The sequence below is a fragment of the Flavobacterium psychroterrae genome (assembly GCF_018380615.1).
Classification (GTDB): domain Bacteria; phylum Bacteroidota; class Bacteroidia; order Flavobacteriales; family Flavobacteriaceae; genus Flavobacterium; species Flavobacterium psychroterrae.
In genome coordinates this window covers 1-16,473 of sequence record NZ_JAGYVZ010000046.1, presented here as the reverse complement: position 1 = coordinate 16,473, position 16,473 = coordinate 1, and the positions used below count along the sequence as shown (strand labels likewise).

Annotated in this window: 14 protein-coding genes and 1 pseudogene; 11 read left to right on the top strand and 4 right to left on the bottom strand. The window is 37.4% G+C overall.

Annotated elements, in window-relative coordinates; genetic code table 11:
- The first annotated feature begins 158 nt into the window (after positions 1–158).
- A complete protein-coding gene (locus KHA90_RS24270; RefSeq protein ID WP_213307962.1) occupies positions 159–2,216 on the top strand; it encodes a GH36-type glycosyl hydrolase domain-containing protein in 2,058 nt (685 codons plus the stop codon).
- Between the two features lie 206 nt (positions 2,217–2,422).
- Here the strand turns inward: KHA90_RS24270 and KHA90_RS24265 are convergent, their stop codons facing one another.
- A complete protein-coding gene (locus KHA90_RS24265; RefSeq protein WP_213307960.1) occupies positions 2,423–3,493 on the bottom strand; it encodes a substrate-binding domain-containing protein in 1,071 nt (356 codons plus the stop codon).
- 355 nt (positions 3,494–3,848) lie between these two features.
- Between KHA90_RS24265 and KHA90_RS24260 the strand changes: the two genes are divergently transcribed.
- The 5 genes and pseudogenes from KHA90_RS24260 to KHA90_RS24240 all read left to right on the top strand — a co-directional run.
- Positions 3,849–5,384, top strand: coding sequence for a beta-galactosidase (locus KHA90_RS24260; RefSeq protein ID WP_213307958.1), 1,536 nt, complete (start codon positions 3,849–3,851; stop codon positions 5,382–5,384).
- Positions 5,385–5,414: 30 nt separating this feature from the next.
- A complete protein-coding gene (locus KHA90_RS24255; protein WP_213307956.1) occupies positions 5,415–6,233 on the top strand; it encodes a hypothetical protein in 819 nt (272 codons plus the stop codon).
- 268 nt (positions 6,234–6,501) lie between these two features.
- A complete protein-coding gene (locus KHA90_RS24250) occupies positions 6,502–7,902 on the top strand; it encodes a right-handed parallel beta-helix repeat-containing protein (RefSeq protein WP_213307954.1) in 1,401 nt (466 codons plus the stop codon).
- A 128-nt stretch (positions 7,903–8,030) separates the two neighbouring features.
- Positions 8,031–8,297 (top strand): LacI family DNA-binding transcriptional regulator, encoded by a 267-nt coding sequence (locus KHA90_RS24245; RefSeq protein ID WP_213307952.1) that lies wholly within the window; start codon positions 8,031–8,033, stop codon positions 8,295–8,297.
- A 27-nt stretch (positions 8,298–8,324) separates the two neighbouring features.
- Positions 8,325–9,047 (top strand): annotated as a pseudogene (locus KHA90_RS24240) (substrate-binding domain-containing protein); the annotation flags it as partial.
- Between the two features lie 372 nt (positions 9,048–9,419).
- Here KHA90_RS24240 and KHA90_RS24235 read toward each other — a convergent pair.
- Positions 9,420–9,752, bottom strand: coding sequence for a hypothetical protein (locus tag KHA90_RS24235; RefSeq protein ID WP_213307950.1), 333 nt, complete (start codon positions 9,750–9,752; stop codon positions 9,420–9,422).
- Between the two features lie 478 nt (positions 9,753–10,230).
- Here KHA90_RS24235 and KHA90_RS24230 point away from each other — a divergent pair, with 478 nt between their 5' ends.
- Positions 10,231–10,668, top strand: coding sequence for a JAB domain-containing protein (locus tag KHA90_RS24230; protein ID WP_317197423.1), 438 nt, complete (start codon positions 10,231–10,233; stop codon positions 10,666–10,668).
- 30 nt (positions 10,669–10,698) lie between these two features.
- On the opposite strand, the gene KHA90_RS24225 is transcribed toward KHA90_RS24230, so the two are convergent.
- Positions 10,699–10,956: a hypothetical protein gene (locus KHA90_RS24225; protein WP_213307948.1), complete on the bottom strand. Its 258-nt coding sequence runs from the start codon at positions 10,954–10,956 to the stop codon at positions 10,699–10,701.
- Between the two features lie 363 nt (positions 10,957–11,319).
- On the opposite strand from KHA90_RS24225, the gene xseB reads away from it, so the two are divergent.
- Positions 11,320–11,514, top strand: a complete 195-nt coding sequence (xseB, locus tag KHA90_RS24220; protein ID WP_213307966.1) for an exodeoxyribonuclease VII small subunit — start codon at positions 11,320–11,322, stop codon at positions 11,512–11,514.
- A 129-nt stretch (positions 11,515–11,643) separates the two neighbouring features.
- On the opposite strand, the gene KHA90_RS24215 is transcribed toward xseB, so the two are convergent.
- Positions 11,644–11,937, bottom strand: coding sequence for a hypothetical protein (locus tag KHA90_RS24215; RefSeq protein ID WP_213307946.1), 294 nt, complete (start codon positions 11,935–11,937; stop codon positions 11,644–11,646).
- 300 nt (positions 11,938–12,237) lie between these two features.
- Here KHA90_RS24215 and KHA90_RS24210 point away from each other — a divergent pair, with 300 nt between their 5' ends.
- Genes KHA90_RS24210 through mobC form a run of 3 tightly spaced genes read left to right on the top strand, consistent with a single transcriptional unit; the run spans position 12,238 to position 15,948 of the window.
- Positions 12,238–12,657 (top strand): plasmid mobilization protein, encoded by a 420-nt coding sequence (locus tag KHA90_RS24210; RefSeq protein WP_244860592.1) that lies wholly within the window; start codon positions 12,238–12,240, stop codon positions 12,655–12,657.
- Positions 12,642–13,946 (top strand): relaxase/mobilization nuclease domain-containing protein, encoded by a 1,305-nt coding sequence (locus tag KHA90_RS24205; RefSeq protein WP_213307944.1) that lies wholly within the window; start codon positions 12,642–12,644, stop codon positions 13,944–13,946. Before KHA90_RS24210 ends, KHA90_RS24205 begins: the two co-directional genes overlap by 16 nt.
- A 25-nt stretch (positions 13,947–13,971) precedes the next feature.
- Positions 13,972–15,948, top strand: coding sequence for a conjugal transfer protein MobC (gene mobC, locus KHA90_RS24200; RefSeq protein ID WP_213307942.1), 1,977 nt, complete (start codon positions 13,972–13,974; stop codon positions 15,946–15,948).
- The last annotated feature ends 525 nt before the right edge of the window (positions 15,949–16,473 follow it).

Genomic DNA, 16,473 nt, shown 5'->3' with positions numbered 1-16,473 from the left:
AGCCTTTAATGAGTGTTTAAATGATATTAAAAAGCCAATACGTTATGTATTGGCTTTTCTGCGTTTTGGCTGAAAAATGTACATTTTAAATTAAATTTGTGTACATTTCAATTTTTCGATTATATAATGATCCTTATTTTTTACTAGGAAATTATAAAATGTCGCTCATAACGCACGCCAGCGGGATTTATGAGCTGACAAATGCTCAAAGAGTATGGACGAGAGTAAATGCATCTTCCCAACCTAATTATGGATGGAATGATGCCTCGGTTACCTTAAATAAGGCAAAAAAGATTAATTTAATTGGATTACAATCCATATCAAATAACAATCAGCTGGTAAAAAAATATTTTGGAGTTGGATTTGCAAAGTATATTTATCAAATACAGAAAGAGGTTAGCTGCACCAGATTAATTTCTGTCAAGCCATCACAATCTATAAATGCAGGAAATCCTTCTTTTATTATTTCGGTAATTCTTAAAAATAACAGTAAGAAGAGTCAGGACATATATTTCGAAGAACGTATGCTTGTTAATTCAGTACCAAATGCCTCACAATATTTATCATTGCTTAAACGTCCTATAATATACAATACCACTGGTTTGGTAGATGACAAAAAACAAATAGCAATAGGGAAAGTAATGTATTCATCAAATACTTTTTTGGCTATTCCTAATAAAAATGAGAGATACATCCATGATCTGAGCCCTGCATCTGCATTCATGTATTGTAAAAATTCTGACTCAGGAGAAAGCACTGTAAGTGTAAATAAGGATACGCTGGCTACAAAAATCGCTGTAAAACTCAAATCAAATCAGAGCAGAACATTTCAAATTGTAATCGGACTTCAAGAACTTAATGACTTTTCTAAAATAGAAAATCAGATTGAGGAATTATTTCAGGATGCGGATTTAAATGAGCAATCTGAAGGAGTTTTTGCCAAAATGTGGAAAAGTAAGCTGCCTGATTTATCAAGCGAAAACAATCCTGTACTTAAGAGAGAAATGTTATGGAACAGTCATTTTATAGAGGCTTCTGCAAAATACAACGATTATTATAAAGAAACATTTATTCCTCAGGGAACTGTTTACAGTTATCATTATGGAGATAATATTTCAAACAGGGATCACTTACAGGCCGCTCTGGCGGCATGCTATACCAATCCTGAGTTGGCGAAGTCATCAATCCGTTATGTGATTAAGCACTCAGAAACAGATGGAGAAATTAAAAGAGGGAATTCCGGATATGGTTATTCTGCGCCTTCTATTTTTAAGGAAAGTGATGAGCAGCTTTTTTTCTTTAACACAATTGCTGAATACTTGCTAATTACCAAAGATTACGGATTTTTAAATGAAGGGGTAATCTATTTTCCTGTGGAGTATGAAAAGAGTGATCTGCTCCTACATGTCTTAAAGAAATATTTTATATACTTACGGGATGAAGTTGGTACCGGCCCAAATGGCTTGGTAAGAATGTTAAACTCAGATTGGAGCGACAGTTTTTTTCATAAGTATTCTCCAAATATATACGCAGGATCTGCAGAATCTCACTTAAATTCAGCCATGGTTTTGGCAATTTTACCTAAACTGGAAGATGCACTTAAAAAGTCAGGAAATAAGGAAGCCTTATCATTCATTTCATCTTTGGAGGATTATCGTGCTAAGATAGAAATAGCCTATTTCAAAGATCTTGGAGACAGAAAGTTCTCGGCCAGGGCTTATTTAAATAACAAATTAAAGTTTGGTGTGGATAATGTTTGTATCGAGCCGCAGGGATATTTACTGCAGATTCCAAATTTGTCAGTGGAAAGAAAAAAAGAGATCTACCAGTATGTTAAAACAAAATTATCGGATACTGAAAAAATAGGAATACGAACCAGAGAAACACCTTTATGGGGAGGAAAAGCAGATGGTGAAGACGGCGGGATTTGGTTCTCATTGGAGTATCCTGTCTTGCTGGGAGTCGCCAGTTTTGATAAACAGGAGGCGCAATCCTTATTGCTTAAATTTTCATTTGATAATTTTGCGAAGCAATATCCGGAGTATTGGGTAGGGCAGTGGACGGCTGCTGATGAAGTAAATTCAACCCTATACCGTGAAGGGCTTTATAGTTTTTGGGTTGCTCCAAATGAAACGAAAACTGCTTTTCAGGGCTACTGTTCGCATCCCCATACATGGCCGTTATATTGCTATTTCAAACTAAAGCAATATTTATAAAAGATTTGCTTAAACATTTTCAAACAAATTTGTACTCTATATTGTATAAGAAGGCCAGTTATTCTGGTCTTCTTTTTTTTGTTAGTGAAATTTCAAAAATCCACTGAAAATGCGAAGATAAAGGTAGATATATGCCTCAAATTTATGATTTTAAGTTCATTATGTACCTAATTTATGAAATTTAAGAATGAAGTTAATCTGTGTTTTTAGGTAGAAGATTTTTCTTTGTCTGTAAAGTTGATTTCTTCATTAAAAGTCAGGTTTTCAATTGTTATTACTTCTGCAGGTATATTAATCACTTCCTGAGGTTCCTGAAAAGTTGCCAGATATCTGTAAAGCAACTCCACACCTCTATAACCCTGTTCGTACGGCTTTTGATTGATTAGGAAATCAATAACTCCTTCTTTTAAATACTGCAGATTTTTGTTTACAAGGTCAAAGGCCAAAAAGCGGACTTTAATTTCTTTGGGTAAAAGCTTGGCGACTATATGTGCCCGCGAATTTGGAATAAAAATGCCATCATTTTTGGTTAATGACTTTAATTTTTCGGCTATTTTAGCAGAGAGATGCTCATCATTGATACTTAGATTAATTAAATCAGTTTTTATTTTTTTGTTTTCCTTAAAATAGGCTTTGAATCCTTCAATTCTGCTAACGACATTCGGATTGATGTTTTGTTCGTTATAGATATTGAATATGAGATATTTAGCAGGGAATTCTTGTCCGTAATTGATTAACTTACCTGCAAGTCTTCCCCCTTGTGTGGCATCTTGTCCCAGATTGGATAATGCCCCATATTTTGTACTGTTGGTTCCCAGCAGAACGAAAGGAATTTTTTTTGTAGTACACTTTCTCAGAAAAGATTTTATAGAAGGATTTTGGGGCTGTGAACTTATGATAGCGCTATATTTTTCAAGAAAAACTTTTTTTTCTATCGCTTTAAAAGTCTCTACATTGTTTTGGTTATAGAAGTAGTAACTAATTTTCAGGCCGAAAGGCAGGTAGTTTTTTCCTGCTGTTTCGGTCGATTTAACAATAGGTTCCCAATATTCTCCCGCAGTATGCTCCGGTAATATCACTGCAACTTTAAGACTTTTGCTTAGCGCCAGATTTCTTGCATGTGTATTGGGAGTGAAATTATTTTCTTTTATGATTTTCTCTATTTGCCTTTGTTTGTCCTCTGCCACATAGCCTCGCTTATTTACTACGCGATCAACGGTTCCTCTCGAAACATTTGCAATTTTTGCAATTTCATTAATTGTTAAATTTTTTTTCATAGTAATCCTACTAGTTATTGACTTATTTGACAAAAGTAAATAGTTTAATATACCATTTTAATATATTGTATCAAAAATAGGTAAAATTAAATATTTAATAAGTTTATAATCCATATCAAATAAAACAATACGGATTATTAATGTTTATTAATTATTCTTGGTGAATCTTTTATTAAAAATTTTAATGTTTTTGATATCTAAAATTGTTAAAAGTAAATTTTATTTAATTTTTTATTGCAGTATTCAAAAAAAAATAGATATTTGCTACAAATATATTTTTTTTATTTAATCTGTGCGCGGGCACATATAAATAATAATTTACTTTATACCATTTGTTGAATAAAATTTACTAACCATGATTTTTAAATTGACCACCCTTCCTGCTATCTATAGCCGTTGTAGTAATTTAAACTTACTACTAATATGCCTGCTAGCGGGACCATTAGCCTGGTGTCAAAATACAACTGCCACAAAAGATATAAATTTGCAGGTCGGTATGCAGTTAATAGGAACTGTCCAAAATCGTGATGCAAAAGAAATTGCAGGATCTAACTGGATTATAGGCTGTGAGACACTCGACCGCGATATGGCCGATTACCATCAATACAAGGAATATTTGGGACCATTGGGAATAAAAAGATTACGAATGCAAGCTGGCTGGGCGAAAACAGAAAAGCAAAAAGGAAAATATGACTGGAGCTGGCTCGATAAAATTGTAGATGACGCTACAAAGCGCGGTTTACAGATATGGCTTGAAACCTCTTACGGCAATCCTGTCTATGAAGGTGGTGGTGGTATTAATTTAAGTGCCGGCGTTCCTACGTCTGAGGAGGCACTGCTGGCATGGGACAAATGGGTAAGGGCTCTTGTCATAAGATATAAGGACAAGATTAAAGAATGGGAAGTTTGGAATGAGCCGAATTTTGGCGATAATAAAATAAATTCACCGGAGAAAGTAGCCGATTTAAATATCCGCACAGCCGAAATTATAAAAAGTATTCAGCGGGATGCGATAATTTCTGGGCTTTCATTAGGACATATCGATTTGCATTATTCAGATCAATTTTTTAAAGTGCTTCATGATAAAAAGAAACTAAGTCTTTTTGATAATATGACCTATCATGATTATGTATACAATCCCGATTCTAATTACGGACGTGTAGCTGCATTGCGCTCGGTTCTGGACAAGTATGATCCCAAAATTAAATTAAGACAGGGAGAAAATGGTGCCCCATCTTTTGGCGGAGGCGGAAGAGGAGCATTAGGAGATTATGACTGGACCGAACTATCACAGGCCAAATGGAATACCCGACGAATGCTGGGTAACCTGGGGCACGATATTCAATGCAGTATTTTGGGTATTATCGATATGAATTACGGATTGGCAGGAAGTCCCATTACAAAACTAAATGTAAAAGGAATAATTGAATCAGATGCAACCCGAAAAGCAGTCCGCCCAAAAATGGCGTACTATGCCATGCAGCATATAGCCGCTATTTTTGATGATTCGCTGCAACGCTTAACAGATCTTAATCACACCTATAATATAAGTGGAGCCGAAAAAGGAGAACATCGCTACAGTTGTGGTACAGATAGAAGTATGTCAGTTTATGGTTATGAACATAAAGATTCTAAAAAACAGGTCTATACAATTTGGATGGACGAGAGTATTCCGTTGAATTCGAATACAGGTAAACTTCAGGATTTTTCTTTTTCCAATGCAAATTTCGAAAATCCGGTATATGTTGATATTTTATCCGGAAAAGTTTACAATATACCTGCTGATAAATGGAGTAAAAAAGGAGACATTTTTACTTTTAAAGATATTTTAATCTATGATTCCCCTGTTTTGATAATGGATAAAAGTCTCCTAAAAATCAAGACACCTTAGTTCATTGTCCTAATTTTATTTTATTAAATCATGAAATACAAAAAAGCATTTGTACTGCTTCTGCTTGTTTATGCAGGAGCAAGTGCACAGAGAAGCTATAAGCTTACTTCAGATCTTGAAGCATTAAAACCAAACAATATTTTTCCTGAAAAGGCTCAGACTGATTTTGTTCTCAGAGATGGATCAAAAACTGATAAGAAAGCCACTTTCGAGGGTAAAGCGGATAAGGATGGCAATACAATTTTTACAGCAGAAGTTTTTACAACAGCAAAATCACATTACGATGTCAGTGTCAAATGGACTAGCAGCAAAGCTGTAAAGAAAGGTGATGTGCTCCTGGCCAAATTATCTATGAGAGCCCTTTATGCCAGACAGGAATCAGGAGAAGCTGTCATTAATTTTTATGTAACCCGTAAAGACTATAGCGGAGACAAAAGTATCATTACCCAGCTTGGTGCCGGTCCGGAATGGAAAGAATATAATATTCCCTTTGTGGCCTTAACAGACATGCCGACCGGAGAAGGCGAAATATTTATTTCACTTGGAGCACTTGCTCAAAAAGTAGAAATAAAGGATTTGGTTGTTTTGAATTTTGAAAATAAGATTCCTTTAGAGAGGCTTCCCGTAACCCGTTTTTCTTACATAGGACGTGAAAATAATGCCACCTGGAGAACAGAGGCTTTAAAAAGGATTCAAGAAATCAGAACCGCTCTTGAGGAGCCTGAGGCAGAGGAGAATTTCTCGATAATCCATAATATGGTACCTTTTAATTATATGGCTTATTATTTAGCTGATATGCTTAATATAACTGAAACTTTTGTAGTTGGAGGTAAAGTCACCGAGGTCTAATAAAGGTATTTTATAACTCAAAATACAATCAAAAGATATAGGAACGATTTTTTCTATTTATTGTACGGTTCATACCATCAAAATTCCGCATAATGAACCAATATTAATGTGGGATTTCTTCAAATCTATTTTGGTAGTAGGGTTGAAAATATTATTGATAACAAACATAATCAAATGTGGCCTGAATTAGCCAGCCGCTTGGTTTAGATTATTTGCTCTTTATAACACTAGACATTGTAGGGAAAGCATTAATCCATAAATTATAAATATGAAAAAAAGACAATTTTTGATCGTACTGATGTTGATTACTAATTTTTTAGTTTCAGCCAACAATTGGTATGTGACGGGATCAGGAAATGATTCTAACGATGGAAAATCAATTTCCAAAGCATTCCTCACTTTACAAAGAGCAGCCGGTCTGGTACAGCCTGGTGATATAGTTTATGTGGGAAATGGAATTTATACAGACGAAGATAAATCTGATGGAAGTGCGGTGCTAAAAATAAACATCTCCGGTGAGGCTAACGCATGGATTACCTGGAAGGCCATAAAAGGTGAAAAACCGGTTATTAATCCCAAAGGCTGGGCGGGCATTCAGGTTACAGCTTCATACAACATTATTGAAGGGATTAGTGTAATTGGAAATAACGATTCTATTTTTTTGCTACAGGCTCAGGAAGATGCAAAGCAGGCAACCCCAAATCCTTATTTTAATACAAACGGTATTTGTTTTGAAGGCCGAAAAATGCCTGCAGATCAAAAACCTCACCACCTGATTATTCGCAATTGTGAAGTCGGTAAGTGCGCAGGGGGCGGAATTGTTGGCCTTGAAATAGATTACCTTACTATTGAAGATTGCAAAGTTTATAACAATGCATGGTTTATGCGTTATGGGGGTTCGGGAATAACTACCCTAAATAATTGGGCCTTTGATGATTTCCCTGGTTATCATATTATAATTCAGCGTAATTATGTTTGGAATAACAAAACGATGGTGCCGTGGGAAAGAATTCAAAAGTTAAGCGATGGAAACGGAATTCTGCTAGATGTTACAGATAAAAACAAACAAGGACTAACTAACCCAAATGCCGATGCTGTGGTAAATCCTAAAGATAATCAAAATTTACTACTTGCCACTACAACTTTGGAAGCACCTCCAAATCCTGTACTGCAATCTACAAATGAAAATCGTCCTGAATGGAAGGGAAGAGCGCTGATTGCCAATAATCTAAGTGCCTATAATGGAGGTTCTGGTATACATGTTTTTCGAACAAGCCATGTCGATATTGTAAATAATACTACTTATTGGAATGGAACAATCGTAGGTTATCAGGAACTTTTTCCGAACAGTAGTCATGATATTGTTATTATGAATAATATTATTGTTCCTCGCCCTGGAGGACAGGTAACTTCAAACAACAAAAACACCAATATACACTGGGATTATAATTTATATTCTGTAGAGCAAAATGTTTTTAAAGGAATACATGATATTGTTGCAGATCCTACGTTTATCGAGACTCATACTAACGTGACAAAAGGAAATTTTAAGCAGTCAAAAGCGAGTCTGGGTATAGGTTCGGCTAGTAATGATGTACCACAATCCACAGATATTGATGGAAAAAAACGCAAGGATACTGGCCGGGATCGGGGAGCATTTGAACAATAACCTCTTTACGGAAGTGACAATTTTAGATATTAAAAACGACTTAACAATTTAGATTTTGTAAAAGTATGACGACACAGTTTTTTATATTACTGATTGTCTAACTTTTATCTGAGAGAAAAAAAAAACTTATGAAGAAGCCCATTTCTTTACGCAATATTGCCGATGAATTGAAAATTTCAGTAACAACAGTTTCTTTTGTTTTAAATGGAAAGGCAAAAGAACATCACATCTCAGATACGTTGGCGCAGAAAGTTATGGACTATGCTAAACTAATTAACTATAGACCCAATAAAACGGCGCAGAGTCTTAGAACTGGAAAATCAAAAATTTTGGTTTTTATGGTCGAAGATATTTCTAATAATTTCTTTTCCAAATTAGCGCATATCTTAGAATAACTTGCATATAAAAATGGGTATCGGCTATTTTTTTGCAGTACTGAGAATGATGACAATAAATCCAAAGAGTTAATTGAATGGTTTGGTTTGAGTCAGGTTGATGGTTTTATTATAGTTCCTTCTCCAGGTATTAGAGAAGTGATAGGGACCTTAATTAACGAAAACATACCTGTAGTTTTGTTAGATAGATTTTTTGAAGGCTTAGATTGTAATTGTGTTATTATTGATAATGAAGACGCTGCGTTTAAAGCTACTGTTCAATTAATAAACAATCGATTTAAAAATATTGGCTTTATTACCACAACATCTGCCCAGACCCAGATGAAGGATCGTTTAATGGGATACGAAAAAGCGATCGCCGCTTATGGGTTAAAATCAAAAATTTTAAAAATTCCTCATTGGGAGATTTCGAAAGGAAAAGATTATATAGAAGATTTTCTGGATAATCATAATGATATAGATGCAATTTTTTTTGCAACTGATTACCTTGCTCTAAGCGGGTTACAGGTTTTTAAGAAACTAAATTCGGCTTTTTTTTATGATTTAAGAATTATGAGTTTTGATGATAACGATATGTTTGGGATATATCCCAGTTCAATTAGCTCTGTAGTCCAGCCTGTAAATGAAATTAGTTCGACAATAATGGAACTAATGCTGCCTCTTTTGGATGCAAACGGGATAAAAAAAACGGCTCAAAAAATTGTCCTGAAATCCAGAATTATTTTTAGGGACTTCTCTTTGCAAAAATAATTTTAAGTTTCAAAAAACTGCAACACACCGGTATTGATTCTTCAGTCATTGCAGTCTTTTAAAGCCTGCTTTGAAGCAGGATAGTTTATATCTAAGATAAAATTATTTCAGTCTGTCTATTAACATAAACGGAATTATCGAACTGTTTATATTTTACAAGAAAATCGTTATTCTCGTGAATAAATTGCAGGTATAAATACCTGAATTTATTTCTTTTTTAAGTTATTAGTCACAACAAAACTGAAATTAGTAGCTATTTAAAATCAAAAAAAAATCAAATATAAGTATCCTTCATTTGGTTGATGGGTGGGTATCGATCCTGTATAAAGTGTTAAGCAAATAAAACAAATAATAAACCGAAAGACAATATAATTAAATAATGATATTTTCATATGGCGTAATAACAGCCTTGTACAATCCAGTGATTGGATGCTTGCCATAAATAGACAAGATTCCATATTCAACATCGAATTCGTCTGCTTTGGAAGAAAACGAAGTAGGGACTGATTCGTTATCTAATCTGCAACTCAACAGGATTTTAATTTCATACTTAGAAGTATCAAATAATATTAATGCTTCACAGTCAATATCTATTTCTGTTTCTGCATTTTCAAAATTAAAATTACAAGTGAAGTTTTGACCCAGGTTATTCACCTCAAGAAATTCTTTCAGATAATCCAGATTTTTATGTAACTGATTATACATAACATTTTGATTAAAGGTTAGCGTTATAAAAGTACATATTTTTTATAAGTTTTTTCTTTAAATAGAATAGCATCGTTAAGGTTTTGCTAAGTGTAAAACGGAATTGAAAAAGACAGAGCCAGTGTTGCAGCAGCGTACAGGATTTGGAATCGTTATAATCATTTATTTACTCTCTAAATGAAACAATATTATAAGTAGCTGTTCTTGCACTCTTATTTAAACATCCATCCTATACTTTAGCTTCTAAAAGCTGAATCCCCTCTGTTTTTAAACAAGTCATTAATCCGTTTAATTCCATCACAAAGTTCGGGCAATGTGGTGCGGTTCGCTACAAAAAAATCCCCCATAAATGTGCGGCGGGGCCTGCACTTTATTGCGTTGCTTTTTGCGCTCGCTTCCCCATGCCCGGCTTGGGTGCTATAATTAATCTTAAAATTTTAGCATCATGAAAACTACACAGGAAAACCGCAATTAGGAAATCGTTTCAGAAATTGAACTGATCTACAAAACCAAAGTAAAAAGTTCCCAGAGACCTCAGATTACCTCCTCTGGATGTTCCTATAAATTGTTATTGAATTCCTGGGATGCCAACAAGATTGAATTCTACGAACAGTTTAAAGTATTGCTGCTCAATCAGTCCAATAAAGTACTTGGTATTTATGAAGTATCATCAGGTGGTATTACCGGCACTGTGGTAGATATCCGCCTTGTGTTTTCAGCAGCCTTGAAAGCCAATGCAACCGGAATTATTATGGTTCACAATCATCCCTCAGGCAAGACATTGCCTTCTGAAGCCGACAGACAGATTACCAGAAAAGTCCGTGAAGCAGGCAGGCTTTTGGATATAGTGCTGCTGGATCATGTGATCATTACCACAGAAGGATATTACTCCTTTGCAGATGATGGGGCTCTATAGCCTCATTTAGTACTATTCTTTATTGACTTGCTATTTGTCAGCTTTAACCAGGGCAATGGTATCGGCGAGATTATGATCGGAAATATATTCCCTAACAAAATCTTCCACCTGTTTTTTGCTGTCAGGTGCAATAGAAAAGGAATTGAGGTAAAAATTTTCATTTTCATCGGCAATGTGAATGATCTCAGTAAATCCCTGTGTGATCAGCGTCCCTTTAAATTTCATGATCTTAAATTCATGGGTAGGGTCAATTTCTTTTTTTACTCTGAGTTTTATAGTTTTTTGCATGATGCGTACTTATTTATCATATTGTAAATATTGGAATGTATGTTTTTACATGCATATACCGTTACCAAAACCAGCAGCAGGATCATCTTTTCTCCAACGGCTGCTTTCGAATTCCATTGGGCGTGTACATATAGAGTATTGCGTTTTTTTGGTAGAATGGGGAAGCCAAAGATATTTAAAAATCTTAAAAACAATAAAACCATTTAGTTAAAAAAAGAATTAAATCAGGCCTATTTTTTTTTATTTTGTGGGTCACCTTTTAGGTATGCGCAGCAGAATTTTAAGCAGGTATCCTCGTAATAAACGGTATCAAACTACTGTGACATTTTTAATTTTTAAGATAACTTTTAATGCTGTCCCGACCTGGATAATTATGAAACTGCCTGTGCGGAACTCGCTTCGATTTCCAGGGAAATAGAAAATGAAGCCATATCGGTAGATGTATTGGCCACCAAAGTAAAAAGAGCCTCAGAACTAATTGCTTTCTGTCAGGCCAAACTCAAATCCACAGAGACTGAAGTGAATAAAATTATTGCTCAGATGGAGAATCCATCCTGATAGTGGATTAAAGTTTTAGATCTTAATTTTTTTTAGATAGGACCAGCTATAATTATAAGCGTTAGATCGTAAATTAACGGTAAAAGAAAAGCCAATTAGCAGTCTATTTCTAATTGGCTTTTTTTTATTTTAGGACTTACCGCTTTCGCTCAGCGTTGTCAATTTTTTATTGAGTTCAGTCAGCCCGGACTTGGTGAGGAATTCATCTCCCAAGGCTTTTAATTCCTCCAGATTTTCCTGGGTAATTCCAGCGAGTAATGGGGAGGTTTTGTCATCCGTTTTGGCTAATCCGCGCTCCATGATATGGCTCAGCAGCAATACATTTTTCCGGCTGATTTTCAGGTCCATTTTTACTACTTCATTCATGCCAGGGGTACTAAGGATAGTATCAAAAACTTTGGCAAATTCATTTGTTGTCAGCATAATCATCTCGTTTTTAAATTAATAAATTACTGCGGTAAAGTTAAGCAGGCCCGCTGAAAGTTTGCCAGGCATAATATAGCTATGATAGGTGAGATCCACAGGATTTAGATACATTCGTATTGAAAAGCAGCAAGTATAAAGTGTCACAGGCCTTGTTATTTTGGTTTAGCTGTTTTCAGCTGGAAGCAGCTCCAGGATTGCAACGTTCCTGCAATCGGCCAGATGAACGGTTGTATCACAACCGGATCTGGCTGCCTGTTCACTCGGGACTCGTGGGCAGTGACAGGGAAGGCTAAAAGTTTGAAAAATAAAGGAAAAGGAGAAATGATGAAAGAGAAAACAGATTACCGCACCCAATGGCTTCATGTACGTTTAAGCCCCGAAGAATACCAAAAATTGCTCAAAGCCCAGAACCAGTCTACCTGCCGCAAACTAAGTGATTATGCCCGGCATATGTTATTTCAAAAGCCGATCAGAACCACTTTTAGGAACCAGTCACTCGATGATCTGACCGCCGAAATGATTGTCCTGAACAAGGAACTCAATGCCATTGGAAACAACCTGAACCAGTCGGTAAAAAAGCTCCATACGATCTCGCAGCTGGTGGAATTCAGAGCCTGGATTGCGGCTTATGAAGTGGAAAAAACAGCGTTGTCTGGTACGATAGAGGAGATAAAAAAGTACATGCAAAAAGTAGAGCAAAGATGGTTGCAGTCATAAAAACAGGGCATTCGATTCATCGGATAGTGCACTACAACGAGAGTAAAGTTAAGGCTGGCGCAGCGGTGTGTATTGGCGCCGGAAATTATCCGGTTGATGCAGCGAAAATGACGGTCGATATGAAGCTCAACCGCTTTTTAAAAGTGTTGGAGCTCAATGAGAATGTGCAGCGCAACAGTGTGCACATTTCATTGAATTTTGATCCGTCAGAAAAATTTTCAAAGGAAAAATTAATGGAAATTGCGGATTCCTATATGGATAAGATCGGCTTTGGAAAACAGCTTTATCTGGTCTATGAGCATACCGATGCCGGGCATCCGCACATCCATCTGGCCACCATTAATATTGAGCGGGACGGCAAACGGATCGACCTGCACCATCTGGCCATCAGAAAGTCCGAGCCGGCAAGAAAAGAGATTGAAAAAACCTTTGGTTTGATCCCGGCGCAGGGCAGAAGAACCAGGCCGGATTATGTGCTGGAACCGATCAGCACCGCCAGGGTGCAATACGGCAAAATGCAGTCCAAAAAAGCCATTTCAAATGTACTGGACAAAGTGCTCTTTTCTTATAAATATACCAGCCTTGCGGAGCTCAATGCAGTGCTGGGGCTGTACAATGTGCTGGCGGATCGGGGCAGTGAAAATTCAAGGGTATTTCAGGCTGGGGGACTCGTGTACCGGATCCTGGACCAGGCCGGTAAACACATCGGGGTTCCGATAAAGGCAAGTGATTTTTACAGCAGGCCAACGCTGCTGTTTCTGCAGCAGCGATTTGTTGTAAATGCAGGTGCTTTTTCCTCTGAGAAAAAGCGGATAAAAAATGCCATTGATCTGGCTTTTCTGAAAAACAGGCCCTCTTTTGCGGAGCTGCTAAAAGGGCTGCAGAAGCAGGGGATTCATGTTGTTTTACGGAAAAGCGAACAGGGGAAGCTGTATGGGATTACTTATGTGGACCATACCACCAAATGCGTTTTTAACGGCAGTGTCCTGGGGAAGAATTACAGTGCCAAAGCGATGGAGGAACGATGCGGTTTGCAGGAGCATTCTTTGAAAGACAGGTTGGTTTCAGCAGCTGAAAAAGCAGTCGTAGGAAAAGCGCAACAGCATGATGGAACTGGTTTGGAAAAGCAGGATTTGTATCCTGATCAGCAACCGCCTTTGGCTTTGGGTGCTGGTGTGGTAGGGAAAGGGCTTGATGTTTTACTTCAGGCGGAAGGGCAGCCCGAGTATGTTCCCAAAGAGCTCAAAGGCAGGCGAAAAAAAAGAAAAAGAAAAGGGCAGTCGGAATAACCGTTTAATTTAAAATTCAGAGAAGATGCAGACAGGGGAGAATGAACAGGCACTGAGAAAAATACTCGATATGACAAGGCTGATGGCCATCCTTATATTGGGTTTTCACTTTTATTATTTTTGTTACGGGGCTTTCCGGTATTGGGGCTTCACCGGCGCGCCAGGGGATAAGATTATACGGGTAGTTTACAATACCGGGCTGCTTACTAATTTTTACAGCTCCAAGATTTTTGCCCTTGGGCTCCTGCTGATTTCATTGCTGGGGTCCAGGGGGCGAAAGAATGAAAAATTAAAGGTTAAATCCGCTTTTGGGTTCCTTTTAATCGGGCTGTTTGTGTATTTTTTGAGCGGGCTTTTTCTGTTGTTGCAGCTGACGGTTTTATACAGGGCAGCGCTGTATATGCTGTTTTGCAGTTCGGGTTTTCTGCTGGTGCTTTCCGGAGGCACGCTGCTCTCGAGAATTATTAAAAACAGACTGTCTTCCAAAGATATATTCAACAGGGAGAATGAGACTTTTCCGCAGGAGGAAAGGCTTTTGGAGAATGAGTATTCCATTAATCTTCCTTCCCGGTATTATTTGAAAGACAAGCTTCGTTCCAGCTGGATCAACATCATCAATCCCTTCCGTGGGCTCCTGGTATCGGGAACACCGGGATCGGGCAAGTCCTACTTTGTGATCCGCCATGTGATCACCCAGCACATTCAAAAAGGGTTCAGCATGTTTGTCTATGATTTTAAGTACGATGACCTGTCCAGAATCGTCTACAATACCTTTGAGAAATACAAGCATGTATATGCCGTTACCCCAAAATGTTACTTCATTAATTTTGACAATATCATGCACCGCTGCAATCCTTTGGACCCTGCCGCAATGGAGGATATTACCGATGCCTCGGAGTCTGCAAGGACTATTCTGATGGGGCTCAACCGGGAATGGATCAAGCGCCAGGGGGATTTTTTTGTGGAGTCGCCGATCAATTTTTTATCGGCTGTAATCTGGTACCTTCGCCGTTATAAGGATGGAGAGTTCTGTACCCTGCCGCATGTAATCGAACTCATGCAGGCAGACTACGACAGCCTGTTCACCCTGCTGCGCACCGACAAGGAAATTGAGGTGCTCATCAACCCTTTTATCAATGCCTACCTCAACGATGCTATGGAGCAATTGGAAGGGCAGATCGCCTCGGCAAAGATTGCCATGGCGAGGCTTTCCTCACCGCAGCTGTACTATGTGCTTTCAGGAAATGATTTTACCTTGGATATTAACAATCCCTTAGAGCCCAAGATTGTCTGCATGGGCAACAACCCGCAGAAAATACAGATCTACGGCGCCGTACTATCGCTGTATGTCAACCGGCTGGTCAAGCTGGTCAACAAAAAAGGAAAGCTGAAATCCAGCCTTATTTTTGATGAGTTCCCGACCCTTTACCTCAACAACATGGACAGCCTGATCGCCACTGCCCGAAGCAATAAAGTAGCTACCTGTTTAGGCATACAGGACTTCAGCCAGCTGCGCAAGGATTACGGGCGGGAGCAGGCCGATGTGATTATCAACATTGTGGGGAATATTATTTCAGGGCAGGTGACAGGGGATACGGCCAAACAGCTCTCGGAGCGTTTTGGGAAGATTATGCAGGACCGAGAGAGTATTTCCATCAACAGCGGGGATACTTCAATAAGCCGTTCCAAACAATTGGAATCCGCTGTGCCGGCTTCTAAGATTTCGTCTTTGAGCTCGGGGGAATTCGTAGGGATGGTGGCTGATGATCCAGACTGTAAAATTAGACTTAAGACTTTTCATTGTGAGATACTGAATGATCATGAGGCGCTGGCCAAAGAGGAACAAGGGTATGCAGCTATTCCTGCTGTCCGCAGGCTGGATAACGGGATGATTCAGAAGAATTACCTGCAGATCAAACGCGAGGTGCAGGATATTATCCACAGTGAGATGGAGAGGCTACTGAGTGATCCTTCCCAGGAGGGGTTGATTATTAGGAAGTAGGGAGCTTTCTTTCTTTCTTTCTTTCTTTCTTTCTTTTTATTCCAGAGAAATAGCGGGTGGCTGAAAGTTTGAATGTATTGCGAAGGGTGTAGGGATTGATCTTACATAACAGAAATGTTTTTGGGGTTGTCTGAAACGGGGATGGATTAGATTCTTTAAAGTTGTGGGTTTGGGGGCTTTTGACGCTGCTAATTATTACTTTAAAAAATATATTTTTAGTAGCGGGAAGCATTCAATTATCTAACCAATTTTTTAAAGATTATTATAATGTTTTAGCATACGCATCTTAATTTTTTTCCTGCTTTTTGTTTGTATAGATACTCATATAAGTGCCACAAGTATCTATCAAATTAAAAGTTCTTTTGATAATTTAAAATGAAAAAATTATATATTTGAAAACATTAATGTCCGATAAAAAATAAAACCAAAAGAATTTATTTCTTATATGTCTCATTGTCAGTGTTTTAATTTTTTATTATTGTATTTTTTTAAAAACAGGTTATAAAATAAATGATAGTTGTTCTG